This window comes from Rhodococcus sp. HM1 (assembly GCF_023218075.1).
Lineage (GTDB): Bacteria > Actinomycetota > Actinomycetes > Mycobacteriales > Mycobacteriaceae > Rhodococcus.
In genome coordinates this window covers 1-18,538 of sequence record NZ_JALPTB010000011.1, presented here as the reverse complement: position 1 = coordinate 18,538, position 18,538 = coordinate 1, and the positions used below count along the sequence as shown (strand labels likewise).

General features: G+C 70.2%; 18 protein-coding genes. 11 read left to right on the top strand and 7 right to left on the bottom strand.

The window, feature by feature from the left end:
* Window positions 1-9 precede the first annotated feature (9 nt).
* The gene (locus M1M07_RS08405; protein WP_197257908.1) at window positions 10-492 is read right to left on the bottom strand and encodes a hypothetical protein; all 483 of its coding nucleotides are present in this window, start codon (window positions 490-492) and stop codon (window positions 10-12) included.
* A 173-nt stretch (window positions 493-665) separates the two neighbouring features.
* Between M1M07_RS08405 and M1M07_RS08400 the strand changes: the two genes are divergently transcribed.
* On the top strand, window positions 666-1,832 hold the full coding sequence (locus M1M07_RS08400) for an AI-2E family transporter (protein ID WP_197257906.1): 1,167 nt from the start codon (window positions 666-668) through the stop codon (window positions 1,830-1,832).
* 15 nt (window positions 1,833-1,847) lie between these two features.
* Here M1M07_RS08400 and M1M07_RS08395 read toward each other — a convergent pair whose 3' ends face one another.
* Window positions 1,848-4,826 carry an AAA family ATPase gene (locus M1M07_RS08395; protein ID WP_248673860.1) on the bottom strand — a complete coding sequence of 993 codons (2,979 nt, stop codon included), beginning with the start codon at window positions 4,824-4,826 and terminating at the stop codon, window positions 1,848-1,850.
* The gene (locus M1M07_RS08390) at window positions 4,823-5,998 is read right to left on the bottom strand and encodes an exonuclease SbcCD subunit D (protein ID WP_197250442.1); all 1,176 of its coding nucleotides are present in this window, start codon (window positions 5,996-5,998) and stop codon (window positions 4,823-4,825) included. The genes M1M07_RS08395 and M1M07_RS08390 overlap by 4 nt, the downstream gene beginning before the upstream one ends.
* Before the next feature lie 87 nt (window positions 5,999-6,085).
* Here M1M07_RS08390 and M1M07_RS08385 point away from each other — a divergent pair, with 87 nt between their 5' ends.
* Together M1M07_RS08385 and M1M07_RS08380 are read left to right on the top strand one after the other, a co-directional pair.
* Entirely contained in the window at window positions 6,086-7,249 is a 1,164-nt protein-coding gene (locus M1M07_RS08385) for a DNA recombination protein RmuC (protein WP_197250443.1), read from the top strand.
* Between the two features lie 23 nt (window positions 7,250-7,272).
* Window positions 7,273-8,253 (top strand): DUF6542 domain-containing protein, encoded by a 981-nt coding sequence (locus tag M1M07_RS08380; RefSeq protein ID WP_308200786.1) that lies wholly within the window; start codon window positions 7,273-7,275, stop codon window positions 8,251-8,253.
* Between the two features lie 72 nt (window positions 8,254-8,325).
* Here the strand turns inward: M1M07_RS08380 and M1M07_RS08375 are convergent, their stop codons facing one another.
* Window positions 8,326-9,327 (bottom strand): 4-hydroxy-3-methylbut-2-enyl diphosphate reductase, encoded by a 1,002-nt coding sequence (locus M1M07_RS08375; protein WP_248673859.1) that lies wholly within the window; start codon window positions 9,325-9,327, stop codon window positions 8,326-8,328.
* 101 nt (window positions 9,328-9,428) lie between these two features.
* Here M1M07_RS08375 and M1M07_RS08370 point away from each other — a divergent pair, with 101 nt between their 5' ends.
* Genes M1M07_RS08370 through M1M07_RS08360 form a run of 3 tightly spaced genes read left to right on the top strand, consistent with a single transcriptional unit; the run spans window position 9,429 to window position 11,519 of the window.
* Window positions 9,429-10,031 (top strand): lipid droplet-associated protein, encoded by a 603-nt coding sequence (locus tag M1M07_RS08370; protein WP_248673858.1) that lies wholly within the window; start codon window positions 9,429-9,431, stop codon window positions 10,029-10,031.
* On the top strand, window positions 10,028-11,275 hold the full coding sequence (xseA, locus tag M1M07_RS08365; protein ID WP_197257189.1) for an exodeoxyribonuclease VII large subunit: 1,248 nt from the start codon (window positions 10,028-10,030) through the stop codon (window positions 11,273-11,275). The genes M1M07_RS08370 and xseA overlap by 4 nt, the downstream gene beginning before the upstream one ends.
* Window positions 11,276-11,291: 16 nt before the next feature.
* Window positions 11,292-11,519: an exodeoxyribonuclease VII small subunit gene (locus M1M07_RS08360; RefSeq protein WP_197257191.1), complete on the top strand. Its 228-nt coding sequence runs from the start codon at window positions 11,292-11,294 to the stop codon at window positions 11,517-11,519.
* A 34-nt stretch (window positions 11,520-11,553) separates the two neighbouring features.
* Here M1M07_RS08360 and M1M07_RS08355 read toward each other — a convergent pair whose 3' ends face one another.
* A complete protein-coding gene (locus tag M1M07_RS08355; protein WP_197257193.1) occupies window positions 11,554-12,123 on the bottom strand; it encodes a DUF4245 domain-containing protein in 570 nt (189 codons plus the stop codon).
* A gap of 185 nt (window positions 12,124-12,308) precedes the next feature.
* Here M1M07_RS08355 and glpX point away from each other — a divergent pair, with 185 nt between their 5' ends.
* Together glpX and M1M07_RS08345 are read left to right on the top strand one after the other, a co-directional pair.
* Window positions 12,309-13,343 (top strand): class II fructose-bisphosphatase, encoded by a 1,035-nt coding sequence (gene glpX, locus M1M07_RS08350; protein ID WP_197257195.1) that lies wholly within the window; start codon window positions 12,309-12,311, stop codon window positions 13,341-13,343.
* A 93-nt stretch (window positions 13,344-13,436) separates the two neighbouring features.
* Complete coding sequence (locus M1M07_RS08345) at window positions 13,437-14,846, top strand: class II fumarate hydratase (protein ID WP_197257197.1); 1,410 nt, start codon at window positions 13,437-13,439, stop codon at window positions 14,844-14,846.
* Window positions 14,847-14,870: 24 nt separating this feature from the next.
* On the opposite strand, the gene M1M07_RS08340 is transcribed toward M1M07_RS08345, so the two are convergent.
* Together M1M07_RS08340 and M1M07_RS08335 are read right to left on the bottom strand one after the other, a co-directional pair.
* Entirely contained in the window at window positions 14,871-15,062 is a 192-nt protein-coding gene (locus M1M07_RS08340) for a hypothetical protein (RefSeq protein ID WP_197257199.1), read from the bottom strand.
* A gap of 56 nt (window positions 15,063-15,118) precedes the next feature.
* Window positions 15,119-15,730 (bottom strand): esterase, encoded by a 612-nt coding sequence (locus M1M07_RS08335; RefSeq protein ID WP_248673857.1) that lies wholly within the window; start codon window positions 15,728-15,730, stop codon window positions 15,119-15,121.
* A 196-nt stretch (window positions 15,731-15,926) separates the two neighbouring features.
* On the opposite strand from M1M07_RS08335, the gene M1M07_RS08330 reads away from it, so the two are divergent.
* The 3 genes from M1M07_RS08330 to M1M07_RS08320 are packed head-to-tail and all read left to right on the top strand — an operon-like array spanning window position 15,927 to window position 18,405.
* On the top strand, window positions 15,927-17,531 hold the full coding sequence (locus M1M07_RS08330) for a serine hydrolase (RefSeq protein ID WP_248673856.1): 1,605 nt from the start codon (window positions 15,927-15,929) through the stop codon (window positions 17,529-17,531).
* A complete protein-coding gene (locus tag M1M07_RS08325) occupies window positions 17,528-17,956 on the top strand; it encodes a limonene-1,2-epoxide hydrolase family protein (RefSeq protein WP_248673855.1) in 429 nt (142 codons plus the stop codon). Before M1M07_RS08330 ends, M1M07_RS08325 begins: the two co-directional genes overlap by 4 nt.
* Before the next feature lie 50 nt (window positions 17,957-18,006).
* Window positions 18,007-18,405, top strand: a complete 399-nt coding sequence (locus M1M07_RS08320) for a carboxymuconolactone decarboxylase family protein (RefSeq protein ID WP_197257209.1) — start codon at window positions 18,007-18,009, stop codon at window positions 18,403-18,405.
* The last annotated feature ends 133 nt before the right edge of the window (window positions 18,406-18,538 follow it).

The window sequence follows — 18,538 nt, the reverse complement described above, 5'->3', positions numbered from 1 at the left end:
CGGCAGTGCCTACGGGCAGGCGACCTTCACGAGCTGCGCGATGCGCGCCGCCTGGTCGTCGGTCGGTTCCACCGAGCCGTTGGTGGCGAGTTCCTGGACGGTCGCGTCGATGTCCTGCTGCGGAGCGCCGTCCTCGATCATCGGGCACGTGTCGGTGACGATCTTCTCGATCGACTCCGTTTCCCGATCCGCCGCCAGGTCCGGGTAGGCGGTGCGGAACGTACCGACGAATGCGCTGAGCTTCGCCTGGTCGATCGCTTCCCCGGCCTTCTCCGCGGCGCTCTCCGCGGCGCTCTGCACGGACGACACCGCACCCTCCGCCTGCTCGCGGACACTCGTCACGACCGCACCCAGCGACGACTGCGCCTCCTCGCTCGCCGGGGTGTTGTCCTCGTCGGAGGAACAGGCGGCGAGTGTGCATGCGACCGCGAGTGCGGCGACGGCCGCCGGAACCGACTTCCGGATCCGAGATCCCACGCTTCGTGTGCTCATGCACTCGAGGGTCCCACGCGTCCCGCGGCCGAACGCGGGAATCGTCGAATTCCGCCAGGTACACGACTCACAGCCCGGAGTTCCGCGGGGTCCGACGCGAGGCCCGTGTGCATCGGCGAACCGGACGCTCGCTCCGTTAGATTGTCGGAACGAGGCCGTCGGAAGGATCCCCGTTGAGCGAAGCGAAGTCCCCGCCCGAACTACCCGCACGTCCCCTCGATCGGGGCGCGGTCATCGGCGCCGGCGGCATCTGGCTGGCCAAGGTGTCGGCATGCGTCGTCCTGATCGCCGCGGGCGCTGTCGTCCTCGGCTGGATCATCGAGAAGATGTGGGTGGTCGTACTCCCGGTCGCCCTCGCGATCGTGGTGTCGACGGTCCTGTGGCCGCCGACCCGTGCCCTGATGAAACGCCGTGTGCCACCCGCGGCGGCCGCGTCGGTCACCCTGCTGCTGTTCTTCGCGGTCGTCGGCGGCATCATCGCCGGCATCGTGCCGTCGGTGGTGTCGCAGGCCCCGGAGCTGGGTAACAAGGCCACCGAGGGTATCCACAAGGTGGAGGACTGGATTCAGGGACCGCCGATCAACCTCCGCGACGAGCAGCTCGAGAACGCGGTCCAGGTGGTGGTGGAGAAGGTTCAGGGCAGCGCCGCGACCATCGCCAGCGGCGTGTTCTCGGGCGTCAGCACGGCCGGCTCGCTGCTGGTCACCCTCGGCCTGGTGCTGGTCCTGACGTTCTTCTTCATCAAGGACGGCCCGCGGTTCATCCCGTGGCTGCACGCCGTCGGCGGTGGGCGCGCGGGACGTCACCTCGAAGAAGTGCTCGTCCGCATGTGGGACACGCTCGGCGGGTTCATCCGCACGCAGGCGCTGGTGAGCTTCATCGATGCGTTCTTCATCGGTCTCGGCCTGGTCATCCTCGGTGTTCCGCTCGCACCCGTGCTGGCGATCATCACCTTCATCGGCGGGTTCATCCCGATCGTCGGCGCGTTCGTCGCCGGCGCCCTCGCGGTCCTCGTCGCGCTCGTGGCCAACGGCCTGACCACCGCGATCATCGTGCTGGGCATCATCATCGCGGTACAGCAGCTCGAAGGGAACGTGCTCCAGCCGGTGCTGCAATCACGGAGCATGCACCTGCACGCGGTCATCGTGCTGCTCGCGGTGACGGCCGGGTCGTCGCTGTTCGGCATCGTCGGGGCGTTCCTCGCCGTGCCGGTCGCGGCGGTCGCCGCGGTGGTGATCCGCTACATCGGCGAACAGATCGACGAACGCGTCGAAGCAGCCAACAAGGAAACCCTGGCGCTGCCCGCTCCCGGGGAGGGCTCGGCACCCGAACCGAGCTGACCGACGTGGCCGGGTTCAGCTCGCGATCTCGACCGTCGAGCCGGCCCGGCCCCGGACGACGTGCAGCCTGCTCGGGATGCGCTGCCGCATCTCGTCGACGTGGCTGACCACCCCGACGACGCGGCCACCGGCACGCAGTTCGTCGAGCACACCCATCACCGAGTCGAGGGCGTCGGCGTCGAGCGTGCCGAACCCCTCGTCGATGAACATGGTGTCGAGCACGAGCCCCCCGGATTCGGCGGCGACGACGTCGGCCAACCCGAGCGCCAACGCGAGCGACGCCTGGAACGACTCACCACCCGACAGGGTCTTCGTGGACCGGACCATCCCGGTGTACTCGTCGTGGATGTCCAGACCCAGACCGCCTCGTTTGCCGTGGCTGCCTGCGGCGTCGGAGTGCACGAATTCGTAGCGTCCACCGGACATTCGACGCAGCCGCTCGGACGCCGCCTCGGCGACCTCCTCGAGTCGCGCCGCGAGCACATACGACCGCAGCGACATCTTCCGCGAGTTCTGCCCGCCACCTGCGATCACATCCGCGAGTCCGGCCAGTTCGTTCTGCTCGGCCCGCAGGGGCGCGAGCTTCGCATCCTCCTGCTCGAGCCGGGTCGTGTACTTGTCGATGTCGGTGAGCCGCCGATCGGCCTCCGAGGCAGCGGTGAGCGCCGCGTGCAGTTCGGCGGCGGCGCGGTTCGCGGCGTCCTGCCGCGCCGCGACGTCGGCCGTCTCGTCTCCGATGAGCGCCGCGAGCTCGGGTTCGGCGAGCGTGGCGGCCGCGACCGCGCGGGCTTCCTCGGCGGCGCGGACGAGTGCGTCGATCTCGGCCAGACGCGCGTCGGATCGCACGGCGGCCAGTGCCGCGTCCAGGTCGTGGAATCCGGCGTCGACGGCGGCTTGCTCGGCGTCGCGGGCCCGCTCGTCGGCGAAGGTCCGGGCCCGGACGGCGGCCGCTCGCCGGTCGAGCAGTTCGGTGGCCGCGGCCGCGAGGGCCGCCAGCCGCGCGCGGCGGTCCACGAGCGAACCCCCGTCCCCGACCGCGGCGTGGATGCGAGCCCGGATCTCGTCGGCTTCGGCAGCGGCGACCGCGTCGGCCTGCGCGATCTCCGCGACCTCGGCCTCCGTGCCGCGCAGCCGCTCCTGCAGTTCCGCGTCGAGCCGTTCCAGGGTGTCGACCTGCGTGCGACGCCGATCGAGTTCCCCGGCCTCCGTGGCCGCCGCGTCGTGGGCCGACCTGGCGGCGTCACGTTCGGCGACGAGGTCGTCGAGCGGCCGCTCGCCGCACCGCTGGCGCAGCGCCGCAACGACTTCGGCCGCCTCGGCGACGGCAGCGATTGCCCGGGCGAGTGCCGCCTCGGCGCGCTGCTCGGCCTCGCGGGCCGCGTCCTCGTCGGCCTTGGTGACAGTGTCCGGTGCGGGCCGCGCCGGCGCGGGATGCTCGGTGGATCCGCAGACGGCACATTCCTGCCCGTCGACGAGTTCGGCCGCCAATTCGGCTGCCATACCGGCGATTCGCCGTTCCCGCACGTCGAGCAGGACGGCCCGGGCGTCGAGATGCGCCGCACGCAGCTCCACGACGCGCTGCTCACGCTTGTCGAGTTCGGTTCTGCGCGAAGCAAGTTCGTCCGCTGCGGCGACCGCATCGGCGGCGCGGTCGCGGGTTGCGGCGAGACCCGGCAGTGCGGCCGCGGCCTGTTCCGCGGCGCGGACGGCGGCGGCAGCCTCGTCGCGGCGCACGGGCAACGCATCCCGCTGCGCGGTGAGTTGTTCGATGTCGGCGGCGAGCGTGCGACGACGCTCGTCCAGCCGGGACCGTTCGTCGTCGAGGGTCGCGACGCGACGCTGCTGCGCGATGAGATCGTCGAGCCGCACGACCTCCGCGGACCACCGCTGCTCGTGCCCGCGGATCCGATCGCGGTCGCCGTCCTCGGGCTGTTCGGGCAGTTCGTCGAGCAGCGCGCGACCGTCGTCGTCGCCGGACAGCGCGGCGAGTGCATCGGCCGCCGCCTGCAACGCCGCCGCGGCGGTCGACGCGGCGCGGCGGGATTCCTCACCGGTCACCGCGACCGGCGCCGCCCGCAGCGCGGCCGCCCTCTCGGCGGCCAGCGCGGCCCGCTCGTCCGCAGTGGCGTCGAGGGCCGCGAGTTCGGACTGTGCGGCGGCGCGGCGCTCCAGGCGACGGGCCAGCGCGACCGCCTCCTCGAGTTCCGCGCGGGCGCTGCGCTCCGCGTCGCGGGCGGTGTCCAGCGCGACGATCATGCTGTCCCGGGTGTCGACGGCGTCCTCGCGCAGCTTGCGCGCCCACCCGACCGGGTCGGCGTCGGCACCGGCCTCGATCCCGGCCGCCGCGTCGACCTTCGCGCTGAGCACGTCGACCTTCTTCTGCTGTTCGGCGAGCTTCTTCGCACCGGCAGCGGCCCGCTCGCGGAACCATTTCTCGACACCGCCGAAGAGCGTCGTGTCGAACAGCCGCTCGAGCAGCGCGCCGCGTTCCTTGCTGTCGGCCCGGAGGAACTTCGCGAACTCCCCCTGGGGCAGCAGGACGACCTGGAAGAACTGAGCCGCGCTCATGCCGAGCAGTGCCCCGATCACCTCGCCGATGTCCTCGTGCCGCGACAGGTTCTGCCCCGACCCGTCCAGCCAGGTCAGCGTCGCCTTCGCCTTCTCCTTGGTCGTGCCGGTGCCGCGCAGCTTCGGGCGTTCGTATTCGGGGCTGCGCACGATCCGCAGGCGTCGGCCGGCGATGGTGGCCTCGAGCATCACCTTCGGGACGGCACCGGCGGCGGCGTGATCGGACACCAGCCGGCGCCCCTCGGCGCGCGCACCCGGCACCGTCCCGTACAGCGCGAACGCGACCGCGTCGAGGATCGAGGTCTTGCCCGCTCCGGTGCGGCCGTGCAGCAGGAACAGCCCGTCGGCGCCGAGTTCGTCGAAGTCGACCCGGACCGTGTCCGCGAACGGCCCGAACGCGGTGACCTCGAGTGCGTGCAGCCTCACGCCGACACCTCCACGACCTCGTCGGCGGCCGCGATCTTGTCCGCGCCTACGCGGTCGGCCTCGCGCAGCGCCTGTTCGATCCAGCGGGCGTCCCGCTGCGACGGCTCCGACCGCACGTCCGTCAGGAACGCGCACGCGACGTCGAGGTTGCTGCGGCCGTGCACCTTCTCCCGGTAGCTGGTTCCCGACGTCGTGTCGGGGCGGTTCCAGACGACGTGCACCGCGTGCGGGAACCGGGTCTGCAGCCGTCGCATCGCATCGAGCGGCCGAACCGCGTCGGTCAGCTCGGCCGCGACGTAGTGGTCCTCTGCAGCGGCGTGCTCGGGATCGGCGAGCAGATCCTCGAGTGTTCCGGACAGCTGGCTCAGGCCCCGCACGACGGGGAGCTCGACCCGTTCGACCGACGCCACGCCGGTCGCGTCGAGGTCGACGAGCCACACCGCCTTGCGGTGACTGCGTTCGCCGAAGGAGTACGGCAGCGGTGACCCGGAGTAACGGACGTGCTCGGCGACGGTCTGCGGGGAGTGAAGGTGCCCGAGGGCGACATAGTCCATGCCGTCGAACGCGGACGCGGACACGGTTTCGACACCGCCGACCGAGATGGACCGTTCCGAACCGGTCGCCTCCGCCCCGACGACGAACGCGTGCGCGAGCAGCACCGTCCGGCCGCCGCGGATCTCGGCGTCGGCGCGGACCCGGCCCATCGCGGCGTCGAGGATCTCCTGGTGGGAGCGGGCCTTGGGCACGCCCAGTTCGGCTCGGGTGATCTCCGGCTCGAGATAGGGGATGCCGTAGAACGCGACCGGACCGTGCTCGTCGTCGACGATCACCGGGCGGTCCACGTCGGCGACCTTGGTGATCAGGTGCAGTCCCCCCTTGGCGGCGAACGCGGCGCCGGCACCGAGCCGCACCGGCGAGTCGTGGTTGCCGGAGGTCGCGACGATGACCGCGCCCGCCTCGTGGATCGCCTCCAACCCGGCGTTGCACACCGCTACCGCGTCGGAGCTGGGGATCGACCGGTCGTACACGTCGCCGGGCACGACCACGACGTCGACGCTGCGCTCGGCGACCAGTTCGGCGATCGCGGTCAGGGCGCGCGCCTGGTCTCCCAGCAGGTCCACACCGTGGAAGGTGCGGCCGATGTGCCAGTCGGAGGTGTGCAGGATCCGCATGGCGACGACCGTAGAGGACCGCACCGACACGTCCGGTTCGGGGTGAGTGCCCCGCGCATGTCGGTCCCGTGCGGCATCATCCGCCTCATGACTGCTCTCACGGCACTCGGGCTGATCGTGGCGCTCGTTCTCGGGTTCGGGCTGGGGTGGCTGGCGCAGGCGTCGCGGATCGGCGACCGGACCGCGCGCGCCGAGGCGCAGCTCGCGGCGCTGCGGGACAACGAGACGCAGTTGCGGCAGTCGCTCGGCGCGGTCAGCGAGGACGCGGCGCGCCGGCAGTCCGGCGCGATCGGCGAGCAGGTGTCGCGGCTGGTGGGGCCGCTGCAGGAGGCGGTGGGCGCGCTGGCCCGTCAGGTCGAGCACGTCGAACGCAATCGGGTCCACGCGTATGCCGGTCTGACCGAGCAGGTTGAGGGCATGCACCGGGCGTCGCTGTCGCTGTCGCAGCAGACCCAGCAGCTCGTGACGGCGCTGCGGGCCCCGCAGATCCGCGGCCGGTGGGGTGAGATCCAGCTCGAGCGGGTGGTGGAACTGGCCGGGATGGTCCGGCACTGCGATTTCGACACGCAGGTCGCCGCCGAGGGGGTGCGACCTGATCTGCTCGTCTACCTGGCAGGCGGCAAGCAGATCGTCGTCGACGCGAAGGTCCCGTTCGCCGCGTACCTCGACGCGGCGCAGGAAGAGGACGTCGCCGAACGCGATCGGCACCTGGCACGGCATGCTCGGCAGCTGCGCACCCACATCGACCAGTTGTCCGCGAAGGCGTACTGGGAGTCGTTCGACCCGACGCCCGAATTCGTGGTGCTGTTCGTGCCGGGCGATCCGTTCCTGGACGCTGCGCTCACCGCGGACTCGGGTCTGCTGGAGTACGCGTTCGGCCGGAACGTGATCCTCGCGACACCCACGACGCTGGTGGCGTTGCTGCGCACCATCGCGCACACATGGCGGCAGGAGGCACTGTCGCGCGACGCCGCGCAGATCCACCGGCTCGGCCGCGAGTTGTATCAGCGGCTCGGCACCGTGGGCAGTCACCTCGACCGGCTCGGCGCGCAACTGGGCAAGGCGGTCGATTCGTTCAATCAGACGGTGTCGTCGATGGAGACACGTGTCGGGGTGACGGCCCGGAAGCTCAGCGAACTGGAGATCTTCGACGGCGACGTGCCCGAGGTGCGTCGGGTCGACGCGTGGCCGCGGCGCGCCACCCTGACCGAAAACCCGGATCCGGCCGGTGCCGTCGACGAAGCAATCTGAGTCGGTGGGTCTACTGTCTATGTGTGTCTGCATCCCAACGTGCTCGCCCGGCGGTGGCGCTCGACATGCGCTCGCTCGCTCCGACCATGCCCGGAGTGCCCTGGTGGGGTGCCGTCGTCATTGCCGCCGGGGCGACTCTGCTCGGTGCGTTGATCGACTCGTTCCGCGGTGACGAGCTGACGACGGTCTTCTCCGTCTTCTATGTCCTCGGATGCATCGCCGCGGTCGTCGCGGTGCAGCAGCGCGGTGTGTTCACCGCGATGGCACAGCCTCCGCTGCTGCTGGTGGCGGCGATTCCCCTCGCCCAGGAGTTGCTGTTCGAATCGAGCGGCTCCGGCCTGCGGGATCTCGCGCTGAACGTGGCGTATCCGCTGGTGAACCGGTTCCCCGCGATGTTCGTTGCCACCGCGGCGGTGCTGATCATCGGTGGTGTCCGGATCTACATGGCCCAGCAGGAGACGGCGAATCGTTCCGGCGGGGCGAAGAGGTCCCGACCCGCCGCATTCAAGGGCACTGTGTCCAAGAGCCCTGCGTCCAAGAGCGCTGCCTCGAAGGGCGCGGCGGTGAGGAGCGCTGCGGTCAGGAGCTCGCGCCCGGCCGAGCAGAAGGCATCCGGAAGCGCGACCGCTCCCCGTCGCGAGGTCGTCGACGAACCCGGCCGGCGGCCGCGGACCGCGGCCGCACCCGCCCGCACCCGGCAGAGCGCGGAGCGTGCCCCGCAGAATCCGGCGCGGTCCCGCCGGGAGCGCGAGGCGGCCGACCCGACGAAGACGTCCGTCCGGCAGGTCGCCGACACCCGCGACAATCCGTCCGTTCAGCGGCGCCCGGCAGACGACGCCCGCGCACGGAGGTCGGAATCGGCGCCGCGCCGTGAACCGGATCCGCGCCGCCGCGAGCCGCAGCCGGAGCGGCAGGCACCGCCGCGCGCGACGCCCCGACCGCAGGTGAGCACCCCCGCCTACCCGCCGCCCGCTGTGCGTTACCGCGACCGCTACGAGGACTGAGCTGCGCTTCGCGCCGGTGTGTACTTCTGGCGGCTCCGGCCGCCACAAAGGCACACCGGCGGCGCAGCCGCCTTACCTGGCCCTGGCTGCGCGCAGCTCGCGTGGGAGTGCGAACACCAGCGTCTCGTTGGCGGTGGTGACGGTCTGCACGTCGCGGTAACCGTGTTCGGCGAGCAGATCGAGCACGCCGCGCACGAGGATCTCGGGCACCGACGCCCCCGAGGTGATGCCGACGGTCTCGACGCCGTCGAGCCAGGCCGGATCGACCTCACGCGCGTAGTCGACGAGGTGCGCGGCCTTCGCGCCTGCGCCGAGCGCCACCTCGACGAGGCGCACCGAATTCGACGAGTTGCGTGATCCGACGACGATCACCAGATCGCATTCGGGAGCCATCGCCTTCACCGCGACCTGACGGTTCTGGGTGGCGTAGCAGATGTCGTCGCTCGGCGGGTCCTGCAGCTGCGGGAACTTCTCGCGCAGCCGTTTCACGGTCTCCATGGTTTCGTCGACGCTCAGCGTGGTCTGCGAGAGCCAGATCACCTTCGATTCGTCGCGGACCCGGACGGCGTCGACGGCGTCGGGGCCGTCGACCAGTTGTACGTGATCGGGGGCCTCACCTGCGGTGCCCTCGACTTCCTCGTGGCCTTCGTGCCCGATGAGCAGAATGTCGTAGTCGTCGCGGGCGAAGCGCTTGGCTTCCTGATGGACCTTGGTCACGAGCGGGCAGGTCGCGTCGATGGTGTGCAGGTCGCGGGCGGCGGCCGCCTGGTGGACCGCCGGGGACACCCCGTGTGCGGAGAAGACCAGGACCGATCCGGGTGGAACCTGGTCGGTTTCGTCGACGAACACGACACCGCGCTCGGCAAGCGTGTCCACCACGTGCCGGTTGTGGACGATCTCTTTCCGCACGTAGATCGGGGCGCCGTGCTTCTCGAGCGCCTTCTCCACGGTCTCGACCGCGCGGTCGACCCCGGCGCAGTATCCGCGGGGTTCGGCGAGCAACACCCGCTTCCCTGCGGACGCGGTCCCCGCCGACCGTGTGATACCGACTTCGAGTGGAACAGGCGCAGACATGCCTCCAGGGTACGGGCCGATGCGGGGCGGAGCCCGCCTCGGCTTCCGTCACGGCCCACCTCGGCTACCAATCGTGGGGCTCGTGAGGCAGTCTTGGGGGCATGATCCGTCCACCGTTCATGGCTCGGGTGGCGGCCGGGGTCGCCGTCACCGCCTACGAAGAGACACTCAAGCTGCCGTCGACCGCCCTCGCGCTGCCGATGACGACGGTCAGCCAGGTCCTGCAGACGACGATGAGGATCCAGCAGTCGATGACCGCGCTCGCGATCAAGGGGGATCGTCTGTTCGAGGCGCTGGGCGCCCGAGCCGAGGAAACCCCGGAGTGGGCGGTGTTCGACGAGGACGAGGCTCCGGCACCGAACGCCGCCACCAACGGGGCGGAGCAGTCGGAGGCGCCCGGCCGGTTCGCGCTGTACTCCATGCCGCCGGCCGTCGAGACCGAAACCGCGGCCGAGAAAGCGGCCGACGCCCCGGAACCGGGTGAGAGCGCGAAACCGGCCCCGACCGCGGCGGAGACCGAGGTGCCCGGGATCGTCGAGGACCTCGACTACACCTCGCTGACCCTCGCGCAATTGCGTGCGCGCCTGCGCACCCTGTCCGTGGAGGACCTGACGGCGCTGCTCGACTACGAGAACGCGACACGGGCGCGGGCGCCGTTCGTGACGATGTTGTCGAACCGGATCACGACCACCACCACGAAGTGACCTCGGCGCATCCCACCACCCAACCGAACTCCGCGGACAATCCGTGGCCGGTACGCACCGTGTCGCAGAAGGTCGCGGGCTGGATCGATCGGCTCGGCACGATCTGGGTCGAGGGCCAGATCACCCAGATGAACGTGCGCCCCGGAACGCGCACGGCGTACCTGACCCTGCGTGATCCCTCGGTGGACATGTCCCTGTCGGTGACGTGCTCCCCGCAGCTGATCCACAGTTCGCCGGTGACGCTGGTCGAGGGCGCGCGGGTCGTGATGTTCGGGAAACTGTCGTTCTGGCCGGCGCGCGGCAGCATCTCGCTGCGTGTCACCGAGATCCGCGCGGTCGGCATCGGCGAACTGCTCGCCCGCATCGAACGGCTGCGCGCGCTGCTCGCAGCGGAAGGTCTGTTCGATCCGCGGCTCAAGCGGCCGCTGCCGTTCCTACCGGGCCGTATCGGCCTGATCACCGGCCGCGGCGGCGCCGCCGAGCACGACGTGGTGTCGGTGGCGCAGCGCCGGTGGCCCGCGGTGCGGTTCGAGATCCGCAACACCGCGGTGCAGGGCCCGACCGCGGTACCGCAGATCCTCGATGCGCTCGCCGAACTCGACGCCGACCCCGCGGTGGACGTGATCGTCCTGGCCCGCGGCGGCGGCAGTGTCGAGGATCTGCTGCCGTTCTCCGACGAGACGCTGTGCCGCGCGATCGTCGCGTGCACGACCCCGGTGGTCAGCGCGATCGGCCACGAACCCGACAGTCCGCTGTGCGATCACGTCGCCGATCTGCGGGCCGCCACCCCCACCGACGCCGCCAAACGGGTCGTGCCGGATGCCGCCGCCGAGCAGGCGCTCGTCGACGATCTGCGGGCGCGCGCCGCGTCGGCGCTGCGCAACTGGGTGCGCCGCGAGGAGCACGTGGTGGCACAGTTGCGGTCCCGGCCGGTCCTGGCCGATCCGCTGCGCGCGATCGATCAGCGTGGCGAGGAGGTCGAGCGGTTACGGCAGGCCGGTCGCCGCGACATCGATCGGGTGCTGGCGGCGCAGGCCACCACGATCGAGCATCTGCGGGCCCGGCTGGCGACGCTGGGTCCGGCCGCGACCCTCGCACGCGGCTACGCGGTAGTGCAGCGGATCGTGCCCGACGGCGACCCGGAGGTCGTCCGGTCGATCGACGAGATGCCCCCGGGAACCCAGTTGCGGGTCCGGGTCGGTGACGGTGCCGCGCGGGCCGCGGTGATGGGACGAGAGAAGTGACGACGAGGATGACGGTGTGAGTGACACGAACGCGGATGTGGCGGAGCTCGGCTACGAGAGGGCCCGCGACGAACTGGTCAACGTGGTGAAGATGCTCGAACAGGGTGGCCTGGACCTCGACGAGTCGCTGGCGCTGTGGGAGCGCGGCGAAGCGCTCGCCAAGCGGTGCGAGGAGCACCTCGCGGGTGCTCGGCAACGGGTCGAGAACGCCCTGTCGCACAGCGAGGACGACGAAGAAGACTGACCGGTCGGGGACAACCGACCGGCCCGGTCGCGGCCTACGGGGTGAGCGGCTCCGCTGCGTTCGCCGCGGCAGCGATCGTGGCGAACTCGGCTTCGTCGCCGGATCCGCCGATCAGGATCCGCACGTCACCGAAGTCCGAGACCCACAGCGGCTCGCTCCCCTCCTCGGCGTACACCGTCCAGTCGCGGCCGTCGATGGTCTCGGTGCCGGTGACGAACCGGCTCGAGCCCGCGACGAACCGCACGAGCTCGTCGGTACCGGCGTTGGACTGGGTGAAGCGTACGTAGCGGCCGGACGGGGTGATGAACCCGACCGTGCTCGAGTCGCCGCCCTGCTGGCCGGTGATGATGCTGCGGCTGCCCGAGTTGGCCTGCCAGTCCTCGGGGACCTGCGGATGCCGGATGGGGAATCCCAGTTCCCTCGCGTCGTACTCGAGACCTGCATCGATGTCGAAGCTCGGCACCGGACCCGCGGTGGGACCGCCCGGGTTGAACGAGCATTGGCTTGCGATCGCAGCGATGACGAGGCACGCCAGGACGAGCGGAATGAGCGACCACGTCATGTCACGGGCGTCGTTCAGGATGCGGGGTTTCTCGGAAGCCACGCGTCCAGTCTGACAGCCTCCGCAGGAACGGGCCGCGGCCGGTCCGGGTCCCAGCCTCCGCCGCACCGGCGCTGATGAGACAATTGCAGCCTGAACCACCATCGGATTCGGCGGCCGCGCGACTCGACGGCCGTCCCTCGTGCCGGCGCACCGCGTCGACCGACAGCATCAGGAGGCAGTAGCCCATGACGGCCACCCCATCGCACCGCGAAGCTCCGGACCGCAACCTCGCCCTCGAGTTGGTCCGCGTCACGGAGGCCGCGGCGATGGCGGCAGGCCGCTGGGTCGGCCGCGGCGACAAGGAAGGCGGCGACGGTGCCGCCGTCGACGCGATGCGTCACATGGTCAGCTCGGTGTCGATGCAGGGCATCGTGGTGATCGGCGAGGGCGAGAAGGACGAAGCCCCGATGCTGTACAACGGCGAGGAGGTCGGCAACGGCGACGGCCCCCTGTGCGACGTCGCCGTCGACCCGATCGACGGCACCACGCTGATGTCGAAGGGTGCGCCGGGCGCGATCGCGGTCCTCGCGGTCGCCGAGCGCGGCGCCATGTTCGACCCGTCGGCCGTGTTCTACATGGACAAGATCGCCGTGGGTCCCGAGGCTGCCGACGTCATCGACCTGTCCGCGGGTGTCGCCGAGAACATCCGTCGCGTCGCGAAGGCCAAGAATCGCACCATCTCCGATACGACCGTCACGATCCTGGATCGTCCGCGGCACTCCGAGATCATCCGGGAGATCCGGGAGACCGGTGCGCGCATCCGCCTGATCTCCGACGGCGACGTCGCCGGTGCGATCGCGACCGCCCGCCCCGATTCCGGTGTCGACATGCTCCTGGGCATCGGCGGCACCCCGGAGGGCATCATCGCCGCGGCGGCGCTGCGCTGTATGGGTGGCGCGCTGCAGGGCAAGCTCGCCCCCAAGGACGACGCCGAGCGGCAGAAGGCCATCGACGCCGGCCACGACCTGGACCGGATCCTGACCACCGAGGAACTCGTCACCGGCGAGAACATCTTCTTCTGCGCGACCGGTGTCACCGACGGCGACCTGCTCAAGGGCGTGCGGTACTACGGCGGCGGCGCGACCACGCAGTCGATCGTCATGCGCAGCAAGTCCGGCACGGTCCGCATGATCGAGGCCTACCACCGCCTCGAGAAGCTGCACGAGTTCTCGTCGATCAACTTCACCGGTGTCGACGGCGCGCAGCCCCCGATGCCCTGACAATGCGCTTCGCGCCGGTGTGTCTTTGTGGCGGTCGGAACCGCCACTTCGACACACCGGCGGCGAAGCCGCCTCGGTGGCAAGCTGAGGTTCATGACTGAGAACAGCGAACCGCAGTTCCGCATCGAACACGACACGATGGGCGAGGTCCGGGTTCCGGTCGACGCCCTGTGGCGCGCGCAGACGCAGCGCGCCGTGGAGAACTTCCCCATCTCGGGTCGCGGTCTCGAACGCGCCCAGATCCGGGCGCTCGGCCTGCTCAAGGCGGCCTGCGCGCAGGTCAACAAGGACCTGGGGCTGCTCGACGCCGGCAAGGCGGACGCGATCATCGCCGCGGCCGGTGAGATCGCGGCCGGTGAGCACGACGACCAGTTCCCCATCGACGTCTTCCAGACCGGCTCGGGCACCAGCTCGAACATGAACGCCAACGAGGTCATCGCGTCGATCGCCGCCCGCAACGGGGTGACGGTGCATCCCAACGACGACGTCAACATGTCGCAGTCGTCGAACGACACCTTCCCCACCTCGACGCACGTCGCCGCCACCGAAGCCGCGGTGCGCGATCTGATTCCCGCGCTCGAGCATCTGCACGCCGCGCTGGCCGCGAAGGCCACCGAGTGGCGCACCGTCGTCAAGTCCGGGCGCACGCATCTGATGGACGCCGTTCCGGTGACGCTCGGGCAGGAGTTCGGGGGCTATGCCCGGCAGGTCGAGGCCGGGATCGAAAGGGTGCAGGCGTGCCTGCCGCGACTCGGAGAGCTGCCGATCGGCGGCACCGCCGTCGGCACCGGGCTGAACGCCCCCGAGGGGTTCGGGCGGCTGGTCGTCGCCGAACTCGTCGAGTCCACGGGCATCGACGAGCTGCGTCCCGCCCGCGACAGTTTCGAAGCGCAGGCCGCGCGGGACGGGCTCGTCGAGGCGTCGGGTGCGCTGCGCACGATCGCGGTGTCGCTGACGAAGATCGCGAACGACATCCGGTGGATGGGGTCCGGTCCGCTGACCGGGCTCGGCGAGATCCGGTTGCCCGACCTGCAGCCGGGCAGCTCGATCATGCCCGGCAAGGTCAATCCTGTTCTGCCCGAAGCAGTCACGCAGGTCGCGGCACAGGTCGTGGGGAACGATGCCACTGTCGCGTGGGGCGGCGCGGCCGGGGCGTTCGAGCTGAACGTGTACATCCCGGTGATGGCGCGGAACCTGCTCGAATCGATGCGCCTGCTCGCGAACGTGTCCCGGTTGTTCGCCGACCGGTGCATCACCGGGCTGGAGGCGAACGTCGAACACCTTCGGACGCTGGCGGAATCGTCGCCGTCGATCGTGACGCCGCTGAATTCGGCGATCGGATACGAGGAGGCCGCGGCGGTCGCCAAGCAGGCGTTGAAGGAGAAGAAGACGATCCGACAGACCGTCGTGGACCGGGGTCTGATCGGCGACGGCCTCAGCGAGGAGGAACTGGACCGGCGCCTCGACGTGCTCGCGATGACGAACGTCGAGCGCGACTCCTAGACGAGGACGGGTGCGGCGCACACGTCACTGCGCCGCACCCTCCGTGTCGTCGAAGAAGTGCCACGTGCCGTCCTCGTGCTGAGCCTCCATCCGCCAGCCGAGTTCGCTGTTGTCGGCTCGCTGATCGACGAACCAGGCGTGCGCGTCCTCCGCGCTCTCGATGTCGCGGGTGTCCACGACCTCGCCCTCCGGGTTGATCACTCTGTAGGTAGCCATGAGGACCGGCTTCCCGCGCCCAGGAGACGCCAAACGTCCCGGCACACCGACGGACGCTACTCGGTGACGACCTCGGTCCTGCCGTCGATGAAGGTGATGTGCCCCATCTCGAAATCGCTCTGCACACCACCGGGGATGGGATGTTCGTCGCTGGTGGGGAAGCCGAGTTCGCCGGCGGCACCACCGGCGGCCTCCCACGCGACCCGGATCTCGCCCCCCACGATGTGGGCGTCGGTGTCCGGACTCCACGCGATGACGCCGCCTTCGAATTCGCCGATGCTGCCGTCGCCTATGCTCTCCTGGCTTCCGGTCGGCGGGCCGAGCGGACCGGCCGCTCCCCCGGTCTCGTTGTACTTGTCGAGGACAGCGCCGCTGATCTCGTATTCCTGACCGTCGGGGCCGGCCACCACGGTGGTCGCGTCACCGGCGATCTCGTTCCCGGCACTCTCGGCGGCGCCCACGGCGCTCTCGGCAGCGCTCTCGACCGCGGACTGGGCGCTCTCCACCACCGACTCCGCAGCGGACTGCGCGGCCTCGGCGGCACTGGTCTCACTCTGGTAGGCGCTCTCGGAGGTGGTGTCGTTGTCGTCGCTGCAGCCCGCGACCACCAGCCCGACGGTGGCAACCGCGGCGGCGGTGGTGGCGACTCGTCGTGGGATTCCCTTCACGGCTGACTCCTCACTGCTGAACTACACGGCTGTGCACTACGCATGCGTCCCTTCGCACGCTGCCATCCCCTCGCGTGCCTCGTCGCGATTCCGCTCAGACTCCTCCGAATCGTTGCAGTTCCCGGACCCGGGGGTACGCTTTCGCCGACAGGCAGGCTCGCGCGGGACTATCATCCGACCGACGGAAAGGTCGCTCATGCGTGCATTCCCTCGCTTCGCGCTCGGTGTCGTGCTCGCTCTCGCGGCCACGGCGACCGGCTGCGTCACGATCGACCCGAACGATCGCGACCGACCCCCGTCGCAGCCCTCCGAGACCGCCGATCTCGCGCCCGACCAGGTTGCGGGAGTTCCCATTCCGGACGGGCAGATCGACGACGCGATCGCGCAGCTCGACGGCCTCGCGCAGAAACTGCTCGATCACACCGGGATCCCGGGTATGGCGGTCGCGGTCGTGCACGACGGGGAAACCGTGTATGCGAAGGGTTTCGGTGTCCGCGCGGCCGGTTCCGACGAGCCGGTCGATGCCGACACGGTGTTCCAGCTCGCGTCGATGTCGAAGTCGATCGGGGCGACCGTCGTCGCCCAGCAGGTCGGTGCCGGTGTGGTCGGCTGGGACGATCCCGTGATCGAGCACCTTCCGACCTTCGCGCTCGCCGAACCGTACGTCACCGAACACGTCACCGTCGGGGACCTGTACGCACACCGTTCGGGGCTGCCCGATCACGCCGGCGACGACCTCGAGGATCTCGGCTACGATCGCGCGCAGATTCTCGAACGGCTGCGGCTGCTTCCCCTCTCGCCTTTCCGTATCACCTACGACTACACGAACTTCGGTGTGACCGCGGCAGCCCAGGCGGTCGCGGACGCGGCGGGTGCGGACTGGGCCGACCTGTCGCAGCGAGTACTGTACGAGCCGCTCGGAATGAGCTCGACCAGTTCACGATTCGACGATTTCACCGCTCGGGAGAACCGGGCGCCGGGGCACATGCTGGTCGACGGCGAGTACGTCGCGCGTGAGGTCCGCGATCCGGACGAGCAATCGCCGGCTGGCGGGATCTCCTCGTCGGTGAACGACGTGGCGAAATGGCTCACCATGCTGCTCGCCGACGGGCAGTTCGAGGGGCGCACCGTCGTCGAGGCGTCGGCGCTGCAACCCGCACTGTCCCCGCAGGTGGTGTCGCGTGCGCCCGCGACCCCGGACAGCCGCGGCGGTTTCTACGGCTACGGGTTCAACGTCGGAACGCTCGCGTCGGGACGGACCTCGGTCGGTCACGCGGGGGCGTTCGCACTCGGCGCGGCCACCGCGTTCACCGCGGTGCCGTCGGCCGACGTCGCGATCGTCACGCTCACCAACGCCGCGCCGATCGGGGTCCCCGACACGCTCAATGCCGAGTTCGTCGACCTGGTGCAGTTCGGGGAGATCCGCGAGGACTGGGCGGGGCTGTACGAGAAGGCATATTCGGCCTACGCCGACCCGAAGGGTTCGCTGGTCGGCCAGGAGCCGCCCACGGATCCGGCGCCGGCGAAGCCCCTCGACCGGTACACCGGGATCTACGACAATCCGTACTTCGGACCGGCACGCATCGACCAGCGGGACGGCAGCCTCGCGCTCACGATCGGGCCGGTGGGCCAGACCTATCCGCTGACCCACTGGGACGGTGACGTGTTCACGTTCGAAGTCACCGGCGAGAACGCCCCGGACGGGACGATCTCGACCGCGACGTTCACCCCCGATGCGGTGACGTTCGAGTACTGGAATTCCGACGGCATGGGAACCTTCACACGACAGGGAGCATCATGACCACATCCGACACGACCACTTCCCAGTCCGCGATCGCGGTGGTGCGCAATTTCCTCGACGCACTGGCGGCATCCGACATCGCCACCGCGGTCGCGCTGCTCGATCCCGAAATCGCTTGGTACAACACCGGACTGCCGACGCTGCGCGGGCTCCCGAGGGTCAGCCGCACGCTCCAAGGAATGTCCCGCCCCTCGGTAGGCCTGAACGTGGTGATGCACCACATCGCCGACGACGGGAACGGCGTGGTGCTGACCGAACGCACCGACGTGCTGCGGGTGGGCCGGGTGTCGATCGCGTTCTGGGTGTGCGGCACGTTCGAGGTGCGCGACGGACGGATCCGGGTGTGGCGCGACCACTACGACATGGCCACCTTCCTGGGAGCCACCGCGACCGGTGTCCTCCGGGCGGTACTGCGCCGGTCGTAGAATTCTCGAGGCCGCCGAACCGTTCGGCGGTGTGAACAGGGAGCAGTACGATGAGCGACGCCGAGCGCACCCCCGGTTTCGAGGCCGGACTCGAGGTCCGCAGGGAGGTGATGGGCGACGACTTCGTCGAGCGCGCGTTCGACCGTGCCCGTGGCACGGATTCGGAGGCCTTGCAGGAGTTCGTGACCGAGCACGCGTGGGGCGCGGTGTGGACCCGTCCCGGTCTCGATCGCCGCAGCCGCAGCCTGCTCAACATCGGCATGCTCATCGCCCTCCGCGCCGAGAACGAGCTGCGCGGCCACATCCGCGGCGCCCTCCGAAACGGCCTGACGCGCACCGAGATCACCGAAGCCGTCATCCATTCGGCCGCCTACTGCGGCTCCCCCGCCGCCCTCGCCGCGATGCGCGTCACCCAGGAGGTCCTCGAGGCCGAGCTCGGCCCCGCCTGACCGACCACCCGAGTTGGCTCACGTTTTCGGGATGATTGACGGCTCACGTCTGTGACCTGCTGGTTCTCGTCGGGATCGGTCTGATTTCACGCACTAACGGCGCTGGTTCTAGGCTCGGCGAGTGGTGTTTGTC

Bases quoted from the DNA above. Each gene is read 5' to 3' on its own strand.
- M1M07_RS08370 (WP_248673858.1), top strand. From the start codon at position 9,429: ATGATCCGTCCACCGTTCATGGCTCGGGTGGCGGCCGGGGTCGCCGTC.
- M1M07_RS08320 (WP_197257209.1), top strand. From the start codon at position 18,007: ATGAGCGACGCCGAGCGCACCCCCGGTTTCGAGGCCGGACTCGAGGTC.
- M1M07_RS08405 (WP_197257908.1), bottom strand. From the start codon at position 492: ATGAGCACACGAAGCGTGGGATCTCGGATCCGGAAGTCGGTTCCGGCG.
- M1M07_RS08340 (WP_197257199.1), bottom strand. From the start codon at position 15,062: ATGGCTACCTACAGAGTGATCAACCCGGAGGGCGAGGTCGTGGACACC.
- M1M07_RS08330 (WP_248673856.1), top strand. From the start codon at position 15,927: ATGCGTGCATTCCCTCGCTTCGCGCTCGGTGTCGTGCTCGCTCTCGCG.
- M1M07_RS08345 (WP_197257197.1), top strand. From the start codon at position 13,437: ATGACTGAGAACAGCGAACCGCAGTTCCGCATCGAACACGACACGATG.
- M1M07_RS08390 (WP_197250442.1), bottom strand. From the start codon at position 5,998: ATGCGGATCCTGCACACCTCCGACTGGCACATCGGCCGCACCTTCCAC.
- M1M07_RS08325 (WP_248673855.1), top strand. From the start codon at position 17,528: ATGACCACATCCGACACGACCACTTCCCAGTCCGCGATCGCGGTGGTG.
- M1M07_RS08375 (WP_248673859.1), bottom strand. From the start codon at position 9,327: ATGTCTGCGCCTGTTCCACTCGAAGTCGGTATCACACGGTCGGCGGGG.
- glpX (WP_197257195.1), top strand. From the start codon at position 12,309: ATGACGGCCACCCCATCGCACCGCGAAGCTCCGGACCGCAACCTCGCC.
- M1M07_RS08385 (WP_197250443.1), top strand. From the start codon at position 6,086: ATGACTGCTCTCACGGCACTCGGGCTGATCGTGGCGCTCGTTCTCGGG.